Source organism: Shewanella sp. A22, from assembly GCF_053850585.1.
Window position 1 is genome coordinate 22,448 of sequence record NZ_JBSQBN010000024.1, and the last position, 20,167, is coordinate 42,614.

Annotated in this window: 12 protein-coding genes; 4 read left to right on the forward strand and 8 right to left on the reverse strand. The window is 42.3% G+C overall.

Translation table 11 applies throughout. From position 1 onward, the window contains the following. The first annotated feature begins 92 nt into the window (after positions 1–92). The 3 genes from ACWXWT_RS06590 to ACWXWT_RS06600 all read left to right on the forward strand — a co-directional run bounded on the left by ACWXWT_RS06590 (position 93) and on the right by ACWXWT_RS06600 (position 4,014). Positions 93–884: a substrate-binding periplasmic protein gene (locus ACWXWT_RS06590; RefSeq protein ID WP_456040821.1), complete on the forward strand. Its 792-nt coding sequence runs from the start codon at positions 93–95 to the stop codon at positions 882–884. 170 nt (positions 885–1,054) lie between these two features. Continuing rightward, entirely contained in the window at positions 1,055–3,508 is a 2,454-nt protein-coding gene (locus ACWXWT_RS06595; RefSeq protein ID WP_456040822.1) for a M1 family metallopeptidase, read from the forward strand. Further along, a complete protein-coding gene (locus ACWXWT_RS06600; RefSeq protein ID WP_456040823.1) occupies positions 3,508–4,014 on the forward strand; it encodes a DUF6702 family protein in 507 nt (168 codons plus the stop codon). The genes ACWXWT_RS06595 and ACWXWT_RS06600 overlap by 1 nt, the downstream gene beginning before the upstream one ends. Before the next feature lie 154 nt (positions 4,015–4,168). On the opposite strand, the gene dauA is transcribed toward ACWXWT_RS06600, so the two are convergent. The 8 genes from dauA to ACWXWT_RS06640 all read right to left on the reverse strand — a co-directional run bounded on the left by dauA (position 4,169) and on the right by ACWXWT_RS06640 (position 17,531). Further along, the gene (dauA, locus tag ACWXWT_RS06605; protein WP_456040824.1) at positions 4,169–5,902 is read right to left on the reverse strand and encodes a C4-dicarboxylic acid transporter DauA; all 1,734 of its coding nucleotides are present in this window, start codon (positions 5,900–5,902) and stop codon (positions 4,169–4,171) included. A gap of 210 nt (positions 5,903–6,112) precedes the next feature. Then, on the reverse strand, positions 6,113–7,372 hold the full coding sequence (locus ACWXWT_RS06610; protein ID WP_456040825.1) for a sensor histidine kinase: 1,260 nt from the start codon (positions 7,370–7,372) through the stop codon (positions 6,113–6,115). After that, positions 7,373–8,068 carry a response regulator transcription factor gene (locus ACWXWT_RS06615; RefSeq protein ID WP_456040826.1) on the reverse strand — a complete coding sequence of 232 codons (696 nt, stop codon included), beginning with the start codon at positions 8,066–8,068 and terminating at the stop codon, positions 7,373–7,375. Positions 8,069–8,080: 12 nt separating this feature from the next. After that, the gene (locus ACWXWT_RS06620; RefSeq protein WP_456040827.1) at positions 8,081–11,263 is read right to left on the reverse strand and encodes an efflux RND transporter permease subunit; all 3,183 of its coding nucleotides are present in this window, start codon (positions 11,261–11,263) and stop codon (positions 8,081–8,083) included. A gap of 3 nt (positions 11,264–11,266) precedes the next feature. After that, positions 11,267–12,481 carry an efflux RND transporter periplasmic adaptor subunit gene (locus ACWXWT_RS06625; protein WP_456040828.1) on the reverse strand — a complete coding sequence of 405 codons (1,215 nt, stop codon included), beginning with the start codon at positions 12,479–12,481 and terminating at the stop codon, positions 11,267–11,269. Continuing rightward, entirely contained in the window at positions 12,478–13,875 is a 1,398-nt protein-coding gene (locus tag ACWXWT_RS06630; RefSeq protein ID WP_456040829.1) for a TolC family protein, read from the reverse strand. The genes ACWXWT_RS06625 and ACWXWT_RS06630 overlap by 4 nt, the downstream gene beginning before the upstream one ends. A gap of 305 nt (positions 13,876–14,180) precedes the next feature. Continuing rightward, the gene (locus tag ACWXWT_RS06635; RefSeq protein ID WP_456040830.1) at positions 14,181–15,560 is read right to left on the reverse strand and encodes a sigma-54-dependent transcriptional regulator; all 1,380 of its coding nucleotides are present in this window, start codon (positions 15,558–15,560) and stop codon (positions 14,181–14,183) included. A gap of 3 nt (positions 15,561–15,563) precedes the next feature. Next, a complete protein-coding gene (locus tag ACWXWT_RS06640; protein WP_456040831.1) occupies positions 15,564–17,531 on the reverse strand; it encodes an ATP-binding protein in 1,968 nt (655 codons plus the stop codon). Positions 17,532–17,929: 398 nt separating this feature from the next. On the opposite strand from ACWXWT_RS06640, the gene ACWXWT_RS06645 reads away from it, so the two are divergent. Beyond that, on the forward strand, positions 17,930–19,720 hold the full coding sequence (locus ACWXWT_RS06645; protein WP_456040832.1) for a flavocytochrome c: 1,791 nt from the start codon (positions 17,930–17,932) through the stop codon (positions 19,718–19,720). Positions 19,721–20,167 lie beyond the last annotated feature (447 nt).

Consider the following 20,167-nt stretch of genomic DNA (forward strand, 5'->3'; position numbering starts at 1 on the left):
ACTAAAGTAGTATCTTTTTTGAGCAAAAAAGGTTGCCTATAAACGTTAAACAACTACTATACCCGCCCCTTTTACATCATGGAGCAAAATACTTGCTAAAGTACTTGATCGTTTTACTGTCTCTATTCAGTATTCACGCCCATACAGCGCCTATACGTATTGCCTCAGATATTTGGTGCCCCTATATCTGCGAAAATCAAACAGGTTATCTTGTTGAACTCACCCGCCGCGCGTATGAAGTACAAGGTAAGCCGGTTGAGTTTATTACAATTCCTTATAAACGCGCCTTAATTGAACTGCAAAGGAACAATGTTGACGCTGTACTCGCATTAACCCCAAGCACGATAGTCGAAAAGCAATTACTCAAAGCTGATGTGATTTTGGGCTACAAGAGCAACGACTTTTATACTCTTGCGGCTAGCGATGAGTCATTTACAAATATTACGGATCTTAATAAGACCCAACAAGCGGCAGTCGTAAACGGTTACAACTATGGCCCAGAACTCGAAAACTGGTTTCGAGATCATGCCAATACTTATTTTGCATCCGGGAGCGACCCACTAGCGATGAACATTATTCGCCTAGTGAAAGGACGTCACTCAGTGATTGTCGACAACAAAAATGTCATTGAATACACCGCTAGACAATTGCACTTAAGTGAACAACTTCGTTATGCGGGCACGATAGGTAACCCTGTGCCCTTGTATGTGGGTTTTAATCAACAAAACGAGGCCCATGCAAAAACCTTTACTCACGGCATCAATATGCTAAAGGCCAATGGCGAATATCAACAAATTATCAATAAATATAATGCATTACCTAAAGTTACTTTTGATAAAACCCGCCACAAAAATCTACGGAAATTTCTTCCTTCCTTAAAATAATGTCACTCGCTGTTTTATGCCATACGGAATTGGCATCAGCAAGGTGCAAAACTTCGTAACATTCTAATCACTGCATAAGCTCGCCAATTTAGTTACACTCCGCCGACAAAAAGATAAAGAATAGTATTTTGAAATATTGGTATCAGCTCACTGACGCCAAAGGAGTGTTTATGCGCGTGTATCGTCAACTGCTGTTATTGGCATTAACCAGTTCAATTATTTTTTCTAGTTCGGCTTCTGAAATAGTGCAAAGCAAAGGTCATTTTGACGACAAGTTTCGTCAACTGGAAGAAAGCCTCCCAACACCAAACGACTACCGCAACGCCGCTGGAGAGCCAGGTAAAGACTATTGGCAACAACAAGTTGATTACCAAATCAAGGTCACTCTTGATGAACAACAACGCAGCATAAGTGGCGAACAAGTGATTACTTATCACAATAACTCACCTTACACGCTTAAGTACTTGTGGTTGCAACTAGAACAAAACCGCTTTAAATCAGACTCAATAGCTGAGCGAAGCGCCACCTTTACAGGTGTGGATGATAGCGTCAATGCCAATGAAACTTATGGTGATAAAGCGTTTGCTAAAATAGATTTGCATACTCTACGTCGCCAACAATTTTTAGCCGATAACGACATGGGCTATCGCATCAATGGCGTGACAGACACAAGTAACAAGCCATTAAAATACACCATAGTGGGTGCGCAAATGCGGGTTGATTTACCGCAGCCGCTTAAAGCCAACAACACCACTAAGTTAAAAATTAACTACGCATACAATATTTTAGAAGAAGATGCTGTAGGCGCGCGTTCAGGTTATGAGCATTTCCCTGATGACAAGCGTGAAGGCGGCAATGACATCTTCCTATTGGCGCAGTGGTTTCCTCGCGTGGCCAGTTATTCCGATTACGAAGCTTGGCACAACAAAGAATTTTTAGGCAGTGGTGAGTTTACCTTAGAGTTTGGTAATTACGATGTCAGCATGACGGTACCCAGTGACCATATTGTCACCGCCACTGGCGTTTTGCAAAACAGCAAAAACGTATTGTCATCTCAACAACTACAGCGTTTAGATAAGGCGAAAACCGCCGACAAACCAGTATTTATTGTCTCAAAAGACGAAGCGATCGCTAACGAGTCTAGTACCGAAAAAGGCACTAAAACCTGGCATTTTAAAGCCGAAAATGTGCGTGACTTTGCTTGGGCATCATCACGCAAATTTATTTGGGACGCACAAGGCTATCAGCAAGGCGGCAGTAATCCGCAAGTGATGGCGATGTCTTTCTACCCTAAAGAAGGTGGCGAACTGTGGCAGCGTTATTCAACCGCATCCATAATCCACACGTTAAAGGTCTATTCACGCTTTACCTTTGACTATCCTTACCCTACGGCCAATAGCGTCAATGGCCCAGTAGGCGGCATGGAATACCCAATGATTAGCTTTAATGGTCCGCGCACTATTTGGCATGACGATGAAAGCCGCACGTATACCTTGTCTGAAAAACAATTCTTAATCGGCGTGGTGATCCATGAAGTGGGCCATAATTATTTTCCGATGATTGTAAACTCAGACGAACGCCAATGGACCTGGATGGACGAAGGCTTAAACAGCTTTTTAGATGGTATTGCCACCCGCGAATGGGACCCAAATCTGTCGTGGGGTCGTGAGCCGAGTGACGTGCTCGAATACATGAAGTCTAACGTACAAGTGCCAGTAATGACCCAGTCAGACAGTGTGTTACAGCTTGGGCCAAATGCTTATGTTAAACCTGCGGTGGCATTAAACATTTTACGCGAAGTGGTTTTAGGCCGTGAGTTATTTGATTTTGCCTTTCAAGAATACAGCCGCCGCTGGATGAATAAGCGCCCAACACCAAGCGACTTTTTCCGCACCATGGAAGAAGCCTCTGGAGTCGATTTAGATTGGTTTTTCCGCGGCTGGTTTTACACCACAGATCATGTGGATATTTCACTCGACCGTATATACAAATTACGTTTAGATACCAATAATCCTGATATTGATTTTGAGCGCCGTCGTCAGGCATACCAAGAAAAACCGCTGCCATTGTCGGTTGAACGTAATCAGCAAAGTGGCCAAAAAACCTGGGTTGAATTAAATGCTGACAGTGCCGATTATCATGACCAGCATGATCAATTTAGCGTCACCAATAAACAACGTAATAAATACAATAAAAAGCACGCGGAGCTCGATCCATGGGAGCAACAAGCTCTGGCAAGAGCATTAAAAGAAGATAAAAATTATTACGTGTTTAACTTCAGTAATCTTGGCGGCTTGGTGATGCCGATTTTACTCGAGCTCACTTTTGAGAATGGTGATACAGAATCAATGATGATTCCAGCTGAAATTTGGCGTCGTTCACCGTTTGAAGTCAATAAACTGATTGTGACTGACAAAGATAAGATATTGGTGTCTGCGGTAGTCGATCGTCGTGGTGAAACCGCCGATGTTGATATTGAAAACAATTATTACCCAAGACAAATTATTCCGTCACGCATTGAAGCCTTTAAAGAAGAGGAGCGTAAAGGGAATAAGTATCGCGATATCATGCACGATAACAAAGAAGCACTAAAAGACCCTGACATTAAAGTGAAGAAGAAATAATGCGTATTTCAATGTTCTTTTGGCTCAGTCTGGTGGGTTTATTATGTTTTGCTGGTGCGGCTAATGCCCACCAGCAAAAAGAAGCTTATACCAGTATCGTGTTTAATCAGCACAGCGGAATGCTGGAAATTCAACATCGATTTTATCTGCATGATGCTGAACATGCGGCACAACGAGTGATTGATAAAAATACTGATATTATTAGCGATCCCGTTAGCCGTGAAGCATTTGCTTATTATGCTATTTCAATGTTTTCGATGCTGGATCAACAGCAACACCCATTAACCTTGACCTACGTTGGCACTGAATTACAAGGTAAGTATTTGTGGGTTTATCAAGAAACACCGATAACAGCTGACATGGAAGGGTTTTATTTAAAAATGACCACTTTGCAAGAATTATGGTCAAAACAGGTTAATCACATCAATGTTGAGCGCGACAAAAAAGTGAATTCTGTCAGGTTACATGTTGGCGAAAGTTGGCATTATGTTGAAGTGGCAAAGTAATTCTTAACGTTGCCTGGCTGAAAGACTCTATCCATTTAAACTCACACGCATGGCTGCGTGTGAGTTTGTAAGTTAGTCATACCAATTCCACTAATGATAATAAACGGCTATCAAACAGACTTATTCCCTGCTGTTATCGATCCTCTAACATAAACTATTTGGGCTCAGGTACCGCCACAGCATCGAGGGCGTCAGCCAAAGTAGAATAAGTCACACATTGTACACCATCGGGCTTAAAGCCTGCTTTAGCCAAGGTTTTAAGCGGTTGAAATTGAAAGTCAGCCAGCAATACTCGAGTATTATGGTGATGACATTTATTGATAAATTTATACAAGGCAGACACCCCACCTGAGTCGAGTATAGACACCCCATCAAGATATAAAATTACCCCATCTTCGTCGGTACTTAAATAGCCTAATTCGCCAAAAACACTATCTGCGGCGGCAAAAAACAATGGGCCATTAATTTTAAAGACTTTCCAGCGTGGAGGTAAGGTGACATTAACCAGCTTTTTATGTTCGCTAATATCATGAACCTTGGTCATATCGGCCACTTGTTTCATAAACAATAATGACGCCAAAATAATCCCGAAACTGATCGCTATCACCATGTCGAAGAAAATCGTCAATAACAAGCACACCATTAGAACCAGTATTTCACTTGAAGGGGCTTTTTTAATTAAATGAACAATTTTTGGTGCTTCACTCATGTTCCATGCCACCATCAGCAACAATGCCGACATACCAGCCATAGGAATATAAGCCAAAATAGTCGTAAGAGATAACAATGACACTAACACCACAACGGCATGGATCATTGCAGCAAATGGCGTAACCGCACCGGCTTTATAGTTAGCAGCCGAACGAGCAATAGCAGCGGTGGCAGTAATACCGCCAAAAAATGGCGCAATAATATTACCAATACCTTGGCCGAGTAACTCGCTATTCGCGCTGTGTTTCTGCCCCGACATTCCATCTAGCACTACTGCACATAATAATGATTCAATGGCGCCTAACATGGCAATGGCAAACGCTGCAGACAATAAATCACTGGCCAATTGCCAACTGAATACCAATGGCACGTCATCTACCTGAGTGCGTAACCAAGGCCATTGAAAATCGGGTAACATTGATGGAATACCCGCCCCTGTGGTGCCATCAGCCAAGGTAAAGCTAAAAGTGGAACCGATAGTCGCCACATTAAATCCTTGTAGGTTCAATACTAAGGCAACGAGACTAGCAACGACAACGGCAGGAAGATGGGCTGGAACGGGCAACTTAAATTTAGGCCATATGATAAACACCAGTAATGTGCTTACTCCCACAACCACTGTCGGTAACGACAATTCAGGTAACGCTTGCGATAATGCCGCCACTTTACCCACAAAGCTTTCGGGCATTTCCTCAATGCTTAGTCCAAAAAAGTCTTTTACTTGCAGCACCGCAATCACCACGCCAATACCGCCGGTAAAACCTAAAGTGACTGGTTCTGGAATATATTGAATATATCGCCCTAGCCGAAACAGCGCCATGATGATCAAGATAATTCCAGATAAAATACTGGCAAGCAATAAACCAGACAGGCCATATTGGTGAACAATGGGATATAGAATCACAACAAACGCGGCAGTAGGACCCGATACGCTATAACGAGAACCACCAGATAATGGAATAATAAACCCGGCAATAATGGCGGTATATAACCCATATTGAGGTGCTACACCTATGGCAATGGCCAACGCCATCGACAGGGGTATAGCAATAATGCCAACCGTTAAGCCAGCTAATAAATCTTTAGAAAAAGTACTGGCTTTGTAAGGGGCGTCTTTTAAAGACTCTCTAAGCGCATTGCCAATACGAAGTGAAAATAAATGTGAACGGTATTTCATTGAGGCGATCCCATAACCTAATGCGGCGTCGGTATGTAAGAGATACCCCTCATTATAGGCCGATTACTGCCCAGCACAATCAAATTATATTACCACTTAGTGATAACATGATTATCATTTCATTATAATGTAAATAAAAGTAATACGTTGGGATTCCGCACATACAAAAATGCCACCTATTGTTGTAGATGGCTTTTATAGCTTAATGCCTTACAGGCTAAAATTGACAGAAACTTTACGGCCACCGCTATCCGTTTCAATATTTTGATAATCCCAATCATATTGGGTAATCAGTCTTGTGGTGAGTTCAAGCCCTAAACCAAAACCTAAATCATCATTACTGTTAGTGTAAGATTCACACTGATTAATAATACTCACCGACGTGCCCGACTGATGAATAGTGACACTCCCTTCAATGGTGTGCTGCAAAGCGTTACGGATCAGATTGGTCATAATAATCCTGCACAGGGTTTCTGGCAGTTGATGCTCTGAATCATCGGTTGTGATTTTAATTTCAATGTTTTTACCGTGAGTTAAATAGGTTAAATCTTGCACTAACTGGTTAATAAGATGCCCTAAATGGACATTGTTTATAGGTAAACTTTTATTATCTCGTCGTGTTAACCACAATAACGTCTCGGTGAGATCGGTCATGGTCAGCCCGGCACGCTCAATGCGATTAACAACTGGCGCTTGTTTTTCAGCACTACCACCTTTGCTTATCAGCTTTTGCAGTAACTCAGTATTAGTACGAATAACCGCAATGGGTGTGCGCAGTTCATGACTGGCATAACTTAAAAACTGCTGCTCTCGGGTTAAGCTGTCTTGAACCGAGCTTAAACTGGATTTAATGATATTCGCTAAAGTGTTGAGCTCGCTGTAATGAAAGTCGGGCATTGGCTGCTCAAGCTGTTGGGTGTTGAGCTCTTTAGCCCAATTCTTTAAATTTCCCATAGGCCGTGCCACTTTGCGCATCATCAACACCAGCACAATAGTAAACATGACAATACCTAAAACAGCCGTGATTAATATCACCAAAAAAAATGGCATTCTTCCAGATTGAGAAATGTTATGAGTTTGGCTATCAAAGGTACTCGAGACATATCGGACCTCATCGCCTTTAAGCACTTTTATCACAAAAAAGCCTTTTTCTGGTGGCTTAATAGGGGATCCGCCAATGATGTTTTTATGTAACACATTAAAAGCGCTCGGTTCTGGTGTAATATTTTGTTGGATCGCTTCTGGCAAATCTTGCCAACGTGAAGCCACAGTAAAAAGACGTGTTGTTTTTGGCTGGCCATCCACGACCTGCTGCTCTTGTGCTTGAGCATACATTACAGATTCTAAGGTTTGATCCATACCAAAAATAAAATAATGCACACTGAGCACAGATAAAATTAAAATAGTGCTAATACCGGTAAACAGCATAACCAGCAGCACAAACAGTCGCAGACTCGGAGTCAGTTTCATTTAATCACTGTCCTGTTGGCTATTTTTAATCGCAAAACCATGGCCACTTACGGTATGCAGCAACTTTAGCTCATTGTCGCCATCAACTTGTTTGCGTAAATTAAAGATGTGTACTTTTAAACTGTTACTGTCGGGTTGTTCATCGCCCCACACGCTTTGCATCAGCTTATCCCGCGTAACCGGGTTTGGGCTGGCGCGCATTAACACCGTTAGGATTTTTAATGCTGTTGGCGACAGCTTTAATGCAATATGACTGCGATAAGCCTGCTTTTGCTGTAAGTCGACACTTAAGTCTGCAACAGTAAGGCGTTGTACTTGGCCACTGCGGCGCCTTGCTAACACTTTAACCCGTACAATCAATTCTTCCATGGCAAACGGCTTAACTAAGTAGTCATCGGTGCCGTTAGCAAAACCGCTAAGTTTATCATCTAGTGTATCGCGGGCTGTTAACATTAATACTGGCACATCAATGCCTTGAGCCCTCACAGAGTCGCATACTTGCAAGCCGCTCATTTTAGGCAAATTTAAATCCAAAATAACGGCGTCATAATGATTTTGCTGGATCAAACTAAGCCCTGCGAGCCCATTTGCGCTGTGATCACACAGAATATCTTCTAACTCTAAATACTCGATCACCGCCGTAGCTAAGTCGAGATCATCTTCAACCAATAACAACTGCAATTTAGCGGTGAACATCAAGTGTACTCCTTAGTGTGACGACGATATTGGCGTTACCGTATTGCTATTTGGATGTAACTTACTCTTTATTTTAGAAATAAACGCTTTGATATCACATTGAATCAACAGCAATGACGGCGTCAACACTAAGGTAATTACGGTCGCAAACAAAATACCATAACCCAAAGCCGCGGCGGCGGGGATCAAAAATTGTGCTTGTAGTGACGTTTCACCTAACAATGGCGCTAGCCCTGCAAAGGTTGTCACCGAGGTTAATAACACCGCACGTAAACGTCCGGTACAGGATTCAACAATAGCATCACGTACCGACATTCCTTCGTCTTTAACTAATTCATTAAAACGCGACACCAATAATAGGCTGTCATTGACCACCACTCCGCTGAGCGCCAATATACCATTTAGCGATAATATACTAATGGTTAAGTCATTCCACCAATGGCCTAAAATAGCGCCAACAATACCAAACGGAATGGCGGTCATGATAATTAATGGCTGAGCATAAGATTTTAACGGAATAGCCAATAAGGCATAAATTGCAATTAATGCCAGTACAAACATGGTCTCCATTGAACTGGTTGTTTCAGCTTGCTGCTCAGCCTCGCCAGCAAAATCAAACGTTAAGCTTGAATATTGTGCAGATAACTGTGGTACTAACGTCTGCTGTAACTGGCTGACTAATTCATTGGATGCAATAATATCTTTATCTAGCACTGCACTAATGTATACCGCCCGTTGGTTATCAATGCGGGTAATTTCAGACGGTTGATAGTCCGATGATATTTTTGCCACACTACTCAATGGTACTACGATACCATCTGCAGTTCTGACATTAGCTCGTTGGATATCGGCCAAGGTTTGACGGGCAGATTCAGGATAACGAACCCGTACTTTAACTTCATCTTTTCCACGCTGAAAACGCTGCACAATACCACCACCAAAAGACTGTAATATCTGTGCCGATAAGGTTCCAGTGTCAAAGCCTAGTGCGCGGCCTTGCTCAGTTAATTCAAAACGATATTGGGGTTCGCCCAAATCTAAATTATGATCAATCCCGCTAACTCCTTTTATGGTTTGTAACTTGGCGAGTAATTGATTGCCCGCAGCTGAAACGGTGTCGTCATCCCACGCTTTAAGCTCAACTTTAAAGTTATCCAACATTTCCATTTTAGATAATATCTTGAGTTTTTTTACGCCTTCCATCTGCCCGACAGCTAACTTCCATTGTTGGGTAAACGCTTTTAATGTGTAAACACTGTCTGCTGACAATTCGACCTTCACTTGGCCTGATGCACTGCTTTGAGCAATAACCTGTAAACTGGTAATGTCGCTGTCATGATGCTCTGTATCATTATTAGCCTGCCGATATTGAGCCAATAACTGTTGGTCTACTTGCTTAGCTGCTGCTTCTAACGTTAGCAAGTTTTTATGGGTCTGACCAAAACTAGTATCATTTTGCATTGTCATATCGGCGCTGACAGAATCCCCAGGAATATCAGGAAAAAAGGCAATTCGCACACTGCCTGTTAATGGCATACCGGCAACCAATAAAAACAACGCCACAAACATGACAACAACCGCATAACGGAACCGCAGTGTAAAGGCAATAACCTGACTGTATATCACACGGCTAAACCACTGTAAGCCAAAGTCAGCTCCGTGCTGAAGGCGACTAAACCACCCTTTGCTATGCGGTTTATGGGTATTAATATGAGCCAAGTGAGACGGCAAAATAAACTTAGACTCCACCAGCGACAGCAACAAACAAATGGTCACCACTATGCCAAATTGGGCGTAAATTTCCCCCATGCGGCCTTCAACATTGGCCAATGCTAAAAAAGCCACTACGGTAGTCAATACGCCAAAAACGGTCGGAGTGGCAACTTTCATTGTACCTAAAATGGTGTTTTCTATTGTATCGCCTTCTTTTTTACGCGTGCTGTAAACGCTTTCGCCAATGACCACTGCATCATCAACCACAATCCCCAATGCCATAATGAAACCAAAGGTGGTCATTTCATTAATGGTTAATCCGGCAAATTGATTGGTCATAAAAAATAAGGTGCCAAAAAACACAAACGGTAAACCTGCCGCAACCCAAAATGCGACCTGAAGATTTAAAAACAACGCCAAAATAATAAAGACCAGCGCAATACCATTAAGAGCATTTTTAACCAATAATGCTAGACGTTCAGTGATCAATGAACTTTTGTCATTCCACGTCGCAATATGCACATCTGCAGGTAACATATTGTTATTTTGCCAACGTTCTACCACTTGTTTAGCTTGCTCAACAATGTTGACAATATCGCCATTTTCATCCATTACAATTTCAATTGCACTGGCATTGACTTGGTTGTAACGAGACAACACAAACGTGTCATCGGCAAAGTCATCTATGACTGTCGCAATATCCCCTAAACGGATCAGTGAACCATCGCTATTACTCATTATCGGAATCGCGATAAAATCTTGAACATTGTAAGCTTGATCAGACACTTTGAGCCTGACAGATTTTTCGTCGTTATATAAACTGGTAGTAATGGAAGACGACGATTCAGCGTTAATTGCATCAGAAATATTGGCTAATGTTAATCCGTAAGATTGCAGCTTAACTTCGTCGATTTCGATAGAAATCATCGGTTCAGCTTTGGCTTTAATTTCCAAATCATGGATTGCTGATTGACTCAACAAATCGGATTTTAATTGCTCAGCCAATGCTTGTAAGGTGGTCCTATCCGCTGCACCATAAAGTTGTATCCACAAGGCATGATCTTGCATGCGCATTTTATCAATAACCGGTTTTTCAGCTTCGGTAGGAAAGTTATTAATCGCGTCGACATTGGTTTTAATATCGGTTAACAAGGTGTCTAAATCATAAGAGCTGGTTTTCTCTATCATCACACTACTGCCATTAGCGTTCGACGTTGAAGTAATGCGTTTAATTCCGGGTACCGTTTCCAGCGCATCTTCAATCTTAATCGCAATACCTTCTTCTGCTAAAGCCGGATCGCCACTGTCGTACGTTACAGACACTGTAACCCTGTCTGGTTGTAAGCTGGGAAATGCCTCTTTACGCAATGTATTAAGCGAAAACACTCCTACCACAATCATGCCAATGAGTAATAAATTAGCCGCGACTGAGTTTCTGGCAAACCAAGCAATTGCACCAGTGTGTTGTGATGATTGCGTCATGATTTATCCCTCAACCTTAGCCAACACTTTGGTGCCAACTTTAAAACTGCTTAAGGGACGTTTTACCACTTGGGTAGGCAAATCATCGCTTTGATTAACTGGCTCTACATACACAAAACTGTCTTGCTCGAACAAGACTGTTGCAGGCGCTTTAGTTAATAATCCTGCCTCATCTACAAACCAAATATCACCTTGTTGAGAAATTGCCGAAGACGGTAATTGCCAAATATGTTGCACCGACTTACCAAGAATGTTGGCTTTAACAAATGTACCAGGGTAAAGCCTAGCCGGTTGTGCTAATGGACGATCAACCACCACAATGAGTGAGCGTTGGCGGGATTGTTCTGTCACATGTTGTTCAACTCGTTCCACGTAACCTTGCCATCGATTGAGGCCATCAGCACTTTGTAGCGTCACCGCCCATGGAGCTTTACTGAGTTGTTGATTCGTCACTTCAGGCAAGTTTTTCCATTGTTGTTCAGACAAAGGAACATTCACTTCCACTTCTGCCACGCTATACAATGTCGCAAGTTGAGTGCCGGCTTGTACATAGCTACCCGGTTGTATATCACGACTAACCACTAAAGCATCAAACGGCGCTTTAACATGGGTGTATTCAACATCTTGTTGGGCTTTCTTTAGCGCAAGTTTGGCGTTAGTTAATGCAGCCGTAGTTTGGGCTAATTGTGGCGTGCGTAATACTAAAGGTGATGCAGGCTCTCCTGCCACGCCTGAGCGTAACCATTCTGATTTAGCCTGTTCGCCTTGGCGTTGTTCTTCTAACAAATCCAGTTCAGCTTGGGCAACATTTGCCTGAGCTTGTGTTAACGCTTGTTGATAACTCAAGTCATTAATTATTGCAATTTCAGTACCTTGCTTAACCACTTGGCCTGATTCAAACTGTTGATTAAGCTGTGTCACCCGACCACTCACCTCCGAGGTAAATGTCAGTTGATAACGAGAGTTAGCCTCACCAAACCCCACCACCTTAGCTTGATATTGTTGTGCCTGAGCCAATACCACGCCAACTTGTGGCAGTAATTGTGTCGGTGCAATATCTAATGCAACGACCGTATACTCCGGTGCGGCTTGACCGGCAGTGTTATTTTTGGCCTTTGGGCTTGGCGCAGGCATTTGCGCAGCGTTAAATGCTAAAACACCAAAAATACTGCCAACAGAAAAAAGCGTCACGATAACGTTCATGCGGTTCAGTTTCATGCGGATACCCCTAAGCCAAGCGCTAGACCCAAATCAATACGGTTTATAAGACGGTTATAAATGGTGGTAGCGAGCTGAGATTGAAGATCATAGGTTTGCTGTTGCACCGTTAGTAGATCAAAAATATCAACTAAGCCTTGACGATATTTTTCTTGATAACTCACAACACTGCGATCAGCACTCTTGAGCGCCTCAGCCACATGTTGTTGCTGTTGTGCTAATGAATATTCCTGTCCCACAGCGTTTTCAACTTCGTTAACAGCGGTTAACAAGGTGTCTTGGTATATCCAAAAATGCTGCTCAGTGGTTAACAGCGCGAGCTCTGCTTGTGATGTTAACTTGCCACCTTGAAAGAGTGGCGCAGACAACTGCCCTAGTACACTCCACAAAGGACCTGTTAGTAACGCTTCACTGGGCGACTCTGCCATATCAGACAAACTGGCAGACAAATTAATAGAAGGCAGCATCGCTTTATAAGCTGCTTTAGTCCGTAATGTTTCTGCTTCTATATTATAAAAAGCCACTTGTAAGTCAGGACGTCGGCCAAGATGCTGCTCTGGTAAATGGCTGATAGGATTCAGCACTGTGGGGAATTGAGCTGGAATCGTTAACGGCAAATCCTCCCCAGTCCATTGGCCTGATAACAGCGCTAAGCTGCGTTGGCTTTGTGCCAGCTGTTCTTGATAATCAATTAATGTCGCTCGTTTAGACGCACTGTTAGTATTGGCACTGTCTAAATCTTCTAAACTGCCAAGCCCCACACGGTAGCGATCAAGGATCAATGATTTATTATTATCGAGCACCTCTAAACGCTTAGTTTCTATAGCAACCAATTGTTGTTTAAGACTAATGGCTAACCAACTTCGCATTATATTGGCGGCAACAAGATCTTGTGCGCCTCGTAAACTGGCTTGGGAACTGGCAATATCTTTTTGAGCCGCATTACTGCTATCAGCAATTTTCTGCCATAAATCTAACTCCCAACTAACGGTGATATCACTCGTGTAACTGTCAGTACTATCTTCGGTTGACGTTCCACTAAAACTGGCATCAACACTGGGTAAACGACTCGCCGAAGTTATTCCGTGTTGGGCGTAAGCCATATTTAACGCAACCACAGTTTGTTGAAGACTGGGGTTGTTGTGCATAGACGCTCGAATGAATTTCTTTAGTTCAGGTAAATCAACAAGATCCGTTAGTAATACCACAACTTGCTGTGGCTCATCTTGCACGGTAGAGCGGGCTAATAAATCAGCGAGTAATGTTTGGCTAACATTAGTTTCGGCATTAATAGCCAGCTCATTAAAATTTGTAGATGGCATCACACTGCAACCTAACAAACTCATTGTTATTAATGCCAGCATACCAACACGTACAGTCGTGTTTACGGTCATGAATTACGTCTCCAAAATTGTGTTTTACACAACAATGGAGCAAGCATACCGACAGGCTGGTTAATGCAGGGTTAAGAGGATGGTAGCAATTGGATAAATCAATCTTAATCAAATTTATCTTAACACTTCATTATGCAGAAAAAATAGAACAACAGCTATTAGCCGCCACGCGATTTATGTCAGACTGTTATATTTTCAAGCTCGAACCTTATCAATAAGCACTACTCTGATATAGCCATCTTCCGAACACGGGTAATAAAATGTGCTCTAACACTTACCCTGGACGGTCGTCGTTTTTATTAATGCTAATCTCCCTTTAGTCGTCGACTTAAGGCACTTTGGCTGATCCCCAGCATTTGTGCTGCAGCGGTTTGATTATTAGCTGTGCGGCTCATTGCTTCATCAATTAACGCCTGATTCATCTGTGCAATTGTTGGCAATAATTTGGGGAATATAATTTGGTCTTGTGGTGCGTCGGTTAAAGACTTGTGTTCATTGATTGCTTCCATAAAAGAACAAGTATTAAGCCCAATACCATCGCTTCTGCTCACGGCATCAAATACCATGCCTTTCAGCTCGTGTAGATTGCCGGGAAAGTCATAACAGGCTAACTTAGAGGCTAAATCTGCCGGTTGAATTGGCGCTGGTAAATTCATTTCTGCTGCCGCTAAGGCTATAAAATGATTAATTAACATCGCAATGTCCAACTGGCGATCGGCTAATGGCGGTAATTTAATTTTATGGGCGCGCAAACGATAAAGTAGATCGCTTCTAAACTCACCGGCTTGATGAAGTTTTAGTAAATCATCTTGGGTAGATACCACAAACTTACATTTTACTGGGTAGGCTGTGTCGCTACCTATAGGGTAATATTGTTTGGTTTCTAATAGTGCTAATAACTTAACTTGAGCATCAAGCGGCAAGGCACCAATTTCGTTTAGGTAAAGCACCCCACCACCCACTTGATGTAATAAACCTGCTACAGCTTCTAGTTCACCATTGCTGTGATGATACAACTGGCCACACATTTTTTGCTCAAAATATTCACTACTAATGCCTGCAAGGCTAATACTCATAAACGGCTCATTAGGGCTATAAAGTGCGTGACAAGATTTAGCAAATTCACTTTTACCTGTTCCACTTGCACCATATATTAATAAAGGTTCAGGACTACATGATACTGCCTCAAGATATCGAAACTGATCTAATAACTGTGGCTCACAAGTTAAAATATTATTGAACGCTTGGGGGTTATCTAATGTACGGCTTAAAAACTTCTCTTTTATAAAGAGGTAGTTTCTTTCAAGCCCGACAACTTCAAGTGCTCGGCGAACAGTACGTGCAAGGTCATCGACATTATCTGTTTTAATAAAGTAATCATAAGCACCATTTTTAATGCAACGTACCGCAGTATCGACCTCATTGACACCGGTCACAATAATGACGCGGGTATTCGGAAAGTCGCTGCGGATCATCGCCAATAACTCTTCACCAGAGTGGAATGGCATAGTGAGATCAACTAACACGAGTGCATAGTCGCCAACTTGTAAGCGACTCTTTACTTGGCGACTATCAATACAGGTATCAATATCCGCTTCAGGAACAAGTCTATTTAACGTTACCGCAAGTGTCCGTAACCAAGCGGCTTCATCGTCTACTAAGAGAATATTTCTAGCAAGTTTCATGTACTAACCTTGTTGCTCTAATGCAAAAACCAAACGAATTTTTGTGCCTTCACCGACATTTGACTGTACCTGCATTTCACCTTGATGTTCTTTTATTATTTTGCTGCACACCGATAATCCTAAGCCACTGCCACCTTCATTGCGTCTGGTGGTAAAAAAGGGCTCAGTAATGCGCTTTAACGTCGAGCTGGTCATGCCACATCCATTGTCGATAATACTGAGTATGGCTTTATTGTCTTCTATGTTTGTTTCTATAACTATGGTTCCAGGTTGTGCAGCACAAGCATTACACGCATTTTGAATGAGATTAATTAATACCTGATGCAATTGTTGAGCATCACCAATAATCGTTGGCTTGCGCTCACATTGTACTGTAGTGACTAAATGGTATTTTGTTTGATTAGCGGTCAGGCGCAAAGCAACTTGCACAACATCATTGAGACAAACTCGCATATATTCATCTGCAATATGCGGCATGGCGTAACGTTTTAAATCATTAACGATCCGGCTGATCCGTTTTGCACCCTCTTCTATTGAGCCACAACTATATTGCAGTTCTTTTATTGCAACCTCTGGATTTAGCCCCGCAATCAGCCAAAAAGGGTTCTGTTTTTGATAATGCGTTGCCGCGGGTGTTAAGTCTTTCAATGCCGCTGTAAACAATGATACGGCATGTACAATTAACCCCGTTGGATTATTGATTTCATGAGCAATCCCCGCTGATAATTCTCCTAAAGAGGCTAACCTGCTGGCTTCTTCATTGGCCTGACGCAGTCGATGTTGCTCGGTTGATTCCTCAAGTAGAACCACCACCTGATCTTTCGCAATAGGATGTATTTGTAATTGCCAAAATTGTTGTCGATATACCATATCTGCGGTTAACGATTTTTGATTAGATAACACATCGCTCACGGCCGCTTTAAATACAAATGTTTGATTGTCGATGTAATAAAAATCATCTGACACAAGCAAGTCAATATTATTATCGTTACTCCATAAGCGTTGTAATTCTTGATTGACGATAGTTACGCCGTGGGGCATACCATCAAGCACAGATTGAAACTGTTTTGACAATTCAGATATCTCAGCTTCAATGCGGTTTCGTTGAATTAATTCAGCATCGAGAGCTTTAGTATGACGACGCAGACTGACGCTAATAAGTCCGGTGTAGACCATCCCCATGGCAGAGACAATCGCGACTAGAATAGCAAGGGAGAACATGCGCTTTTCGGTAGACGTTAAGTCTACTTTTTCTCGCCCAGTACCAAACCATTTATTAACAAGTCTGTCGTATTCACCTGACAGTTTTAACTGCCTAAGCGCTTCGTTTATTTGATACAACAGTGCCGCTTTTTTACCATGACTGACAAAATTAAAAGCACCGAAAATTAGCGCATCGCTTGAACTGCGAACAGATGGATAAAGGGGAAGTAAACGACGAGCGACAAAGCTTTCAGCAATAACTACATCGACTTGGTTTGTAATCAGCTGTTGAAAACCGGTTTCATAAAGATCAACGTCAACTCGATCGAAGTTTTGCAGATGGCCTGACAAATAAACATCAACAAAAGCGCCTTTTTTAATGGCAACTCGCTTACCAACAAGGTCTGCCCAATTATTGATTAACGCTTTACCCTGCAAAGTATACGCTTTAGCATGAGTCGCGTAGATAGGATCAGATTGGCTTAACTTGCGGTCCATATTCACAGGGCTTACTACTGCAATAACATCAATATCACTATTGGGGTTATGTACATCTTTAACTAACTGCTGAAAACTCTTACGGCGAATAATAATGCGCTTATTTGTGAGTTGACCGATCCTATCCATTAACTCAACATTAAAGCCTTGATCCACCCCGTTATTACGCCACTCTAAGGGCGCCGTTTTTGAGTGTACACCAAAGACAATACTTTCTTGAGCAAGCACAGGTAAGGTGATAACGATAAGTAATAGAAGTAGATATCTCATGGCGCAATATTACCTATTTAGCACATGTGAAACTGTGCTGCATTACGCGAATTAGTAAATCGTTATGTACGGTTTTAATGATTTTTATCGATGTGATCTAGCGCTACATTGACTATGCAAAATTGCATATACCTCTTTTTAACTATGCATCTTTGCATAGCGTATCTTTATGCTTGTGATTGAGTTGTCATTTCCACCAACCCTTCAAGTTATCTAGTTGTTGATTGTCGCCGCTTAGGTAAAAATTAATTTGAGCGAAAGTAATGACTGGACAAATTGAGTGCGAATTTAGCCAGTACTTTTGAAATGAAGTGAATAGACTTCAACCAAACAAAACAATGAGAGGACTTCTATAATTAATGGATTGATGATCATTAAATGTAGAAGGGGGAGCAAAAATGAAAAAGATGAAACTTGCAGTGTGCCTTGCAACATTAATGGGAACAGCAGGCCTAATGGGCAATGCTGTTGCTGCTGATAACTTAGCTGAATTCCATGTAGAAAACCAAGAGTGTGATAGTTGTCACCAACCTGATGGTGAACTATCAAATGACAGCTTAACTTATGAAAATGCGCAATGTGTGTCTTGTCATGGCACGTTAGAAGAAGTTGCCGAAACCACAAAACATGAACATTATAATGCTCATGCGTCCCATTTTCCTGGTGAAGTTGCATGTACCTCTTGTCACAGCGCGCATGAAAAATCGATGGTTTACTGTGATTCTTGCCACAGCTTCGATTTTAACATGCCATATGCTAAAAAATGGGAACGTAACGAACCCACAATTGCTGAATTAGCCAAAGACAAATCAGAACGTCAAGCTGCTCTTGCTAGTGCACCTCGCGATACTGTTGATGTTGTGGTTGTTGGTTCTGGTGGTGCAGGTTTCTCTGCCGCGGTATCAGCACATGATAATGACGCAAAAGTGATAATCATTGAGAAAGAGCCCGTTATTGGTGGTAACGCTAAATTGGCAGCCGGTGGTATGAACGCTGCTTGGACTGACCAACAAAAAGCCAAAAACATTACTGATAGCCCAGAGCTAATGTACAAAGACACCATGAAAGGTGGCCGCAACATAAACGATCCAGCCTTAGTCGAAATTTTAAGCTCGCACTCTAAAGGTTCTGTTGACTGGATGACCGCAATGGGCGCTGACTTAACAGATGTCGGCCGTATGGGCGGCGCATCAGTTAACCGTTCACACCGTCCAACTGGTGGTGCTGGAGTTGGTGCTCATGTTGTACAAGTGCTTTATGATAACGCAGTAAAACGTAATATCGATCTACGTATGAACACTCGTGGCATCGAAGTCCTTAAAGATGATAACGGCAAAGTTAAAGGTATCCTCGTTAAGGGTATGTATAAAGGTTACTACTGGGTGAAAGCCGATGCAGTTGTCTTAGCTACAGGTGGGTTTGCTAAAAATAACGAACGTGTCGCTAAACTTGACCCTAAACTAAAAGGCTTTATCTCGACTAACCAACCAGGTGCAGTAGGTGATGGTCTTGATGTTGCGGAAAATGCTGGCGCAGCAATGAAAGACCTTGAATACATTCAGGCTCATCCAACGTTGTCTGTTAAAGGCGGGGTAATGGTTACTGAAGCGGTTCGTGGTAACGGTGCGATTTTGGTTAACCGTGAAGGTAAACGTTTCGTTAACGAAATTACCACTCGCGATAAAGCTTCTGCGGCTATCTTGAAACAAACAGGTAAATCAGCTTATTTGATTTTTGATGATTCTGTTCGTAAGTCACTGTCTAAAATTGATAAGTACATTGGTTTAGGCGTAGCACCATCTGCTGATAGTTTGGTTAAACTAGGCAAAATGGAAGGTATTGACGGAAAAGCATTGACAGAAACCGTCGCGCGTTACAATAGCTTAGTGACAAGTGGTAAAGACACTGACTTTGAGCGTCCAAACCTACCTAGAGCGCTAAACGAAGGTAACTACTACGCAATCGAAGTAACACCTGGTGTTCACCACACTATGGGCGGCGTAATGATCGACACGAAAGCTGAAGTCATGAACGCTAAAAAACAGGTTATCCCTGGTTTGTATGGCGCTGGTGAAGTAACTGGTGGTGTTCATGGTGCCAACCGTTTAGGTGGTAATGCTATTTCTGATATCGTCACCTTTGGTCGCTTGGCAGGTGAAGAAGCAGCTAAATACTCTAAAAAGAACTAATTCAGTTGAGAGACTAACCGACAAGAAAGTAACGTGATTTACGCAACAATATTAAGGTGTTATGGATAACACCACCCAAAGCCACAGCCCTACGCTGTGGCTTTTTACATCGTGTGTTGCATATACATATCGTCAACCCTGAATTCTACTCCTCCATAACATACTCACGATTCAGCCATTGGTTTTTTCGTACATTCACTAGGGCCTGTTGATCTTTGCTGGTTAAGTTTTGTTCGAGATAAAAACGTTTTAATCGAGGTGAGAGGATTGCTGCCTAGCAATCTAAGCTACTTTTGCTTAACGAAGAGGACTCAACAAAGAGTAATACCAATCCTATTAAATATGTGATCTTTCAGCGGGAGTTCAAAGTGCTGTAGGCAAGGCAGATGATTGAAGCGAATAGTGATCCTCGGTAACAAGCTCCTGCGTTACTCTACCTCCAGCATC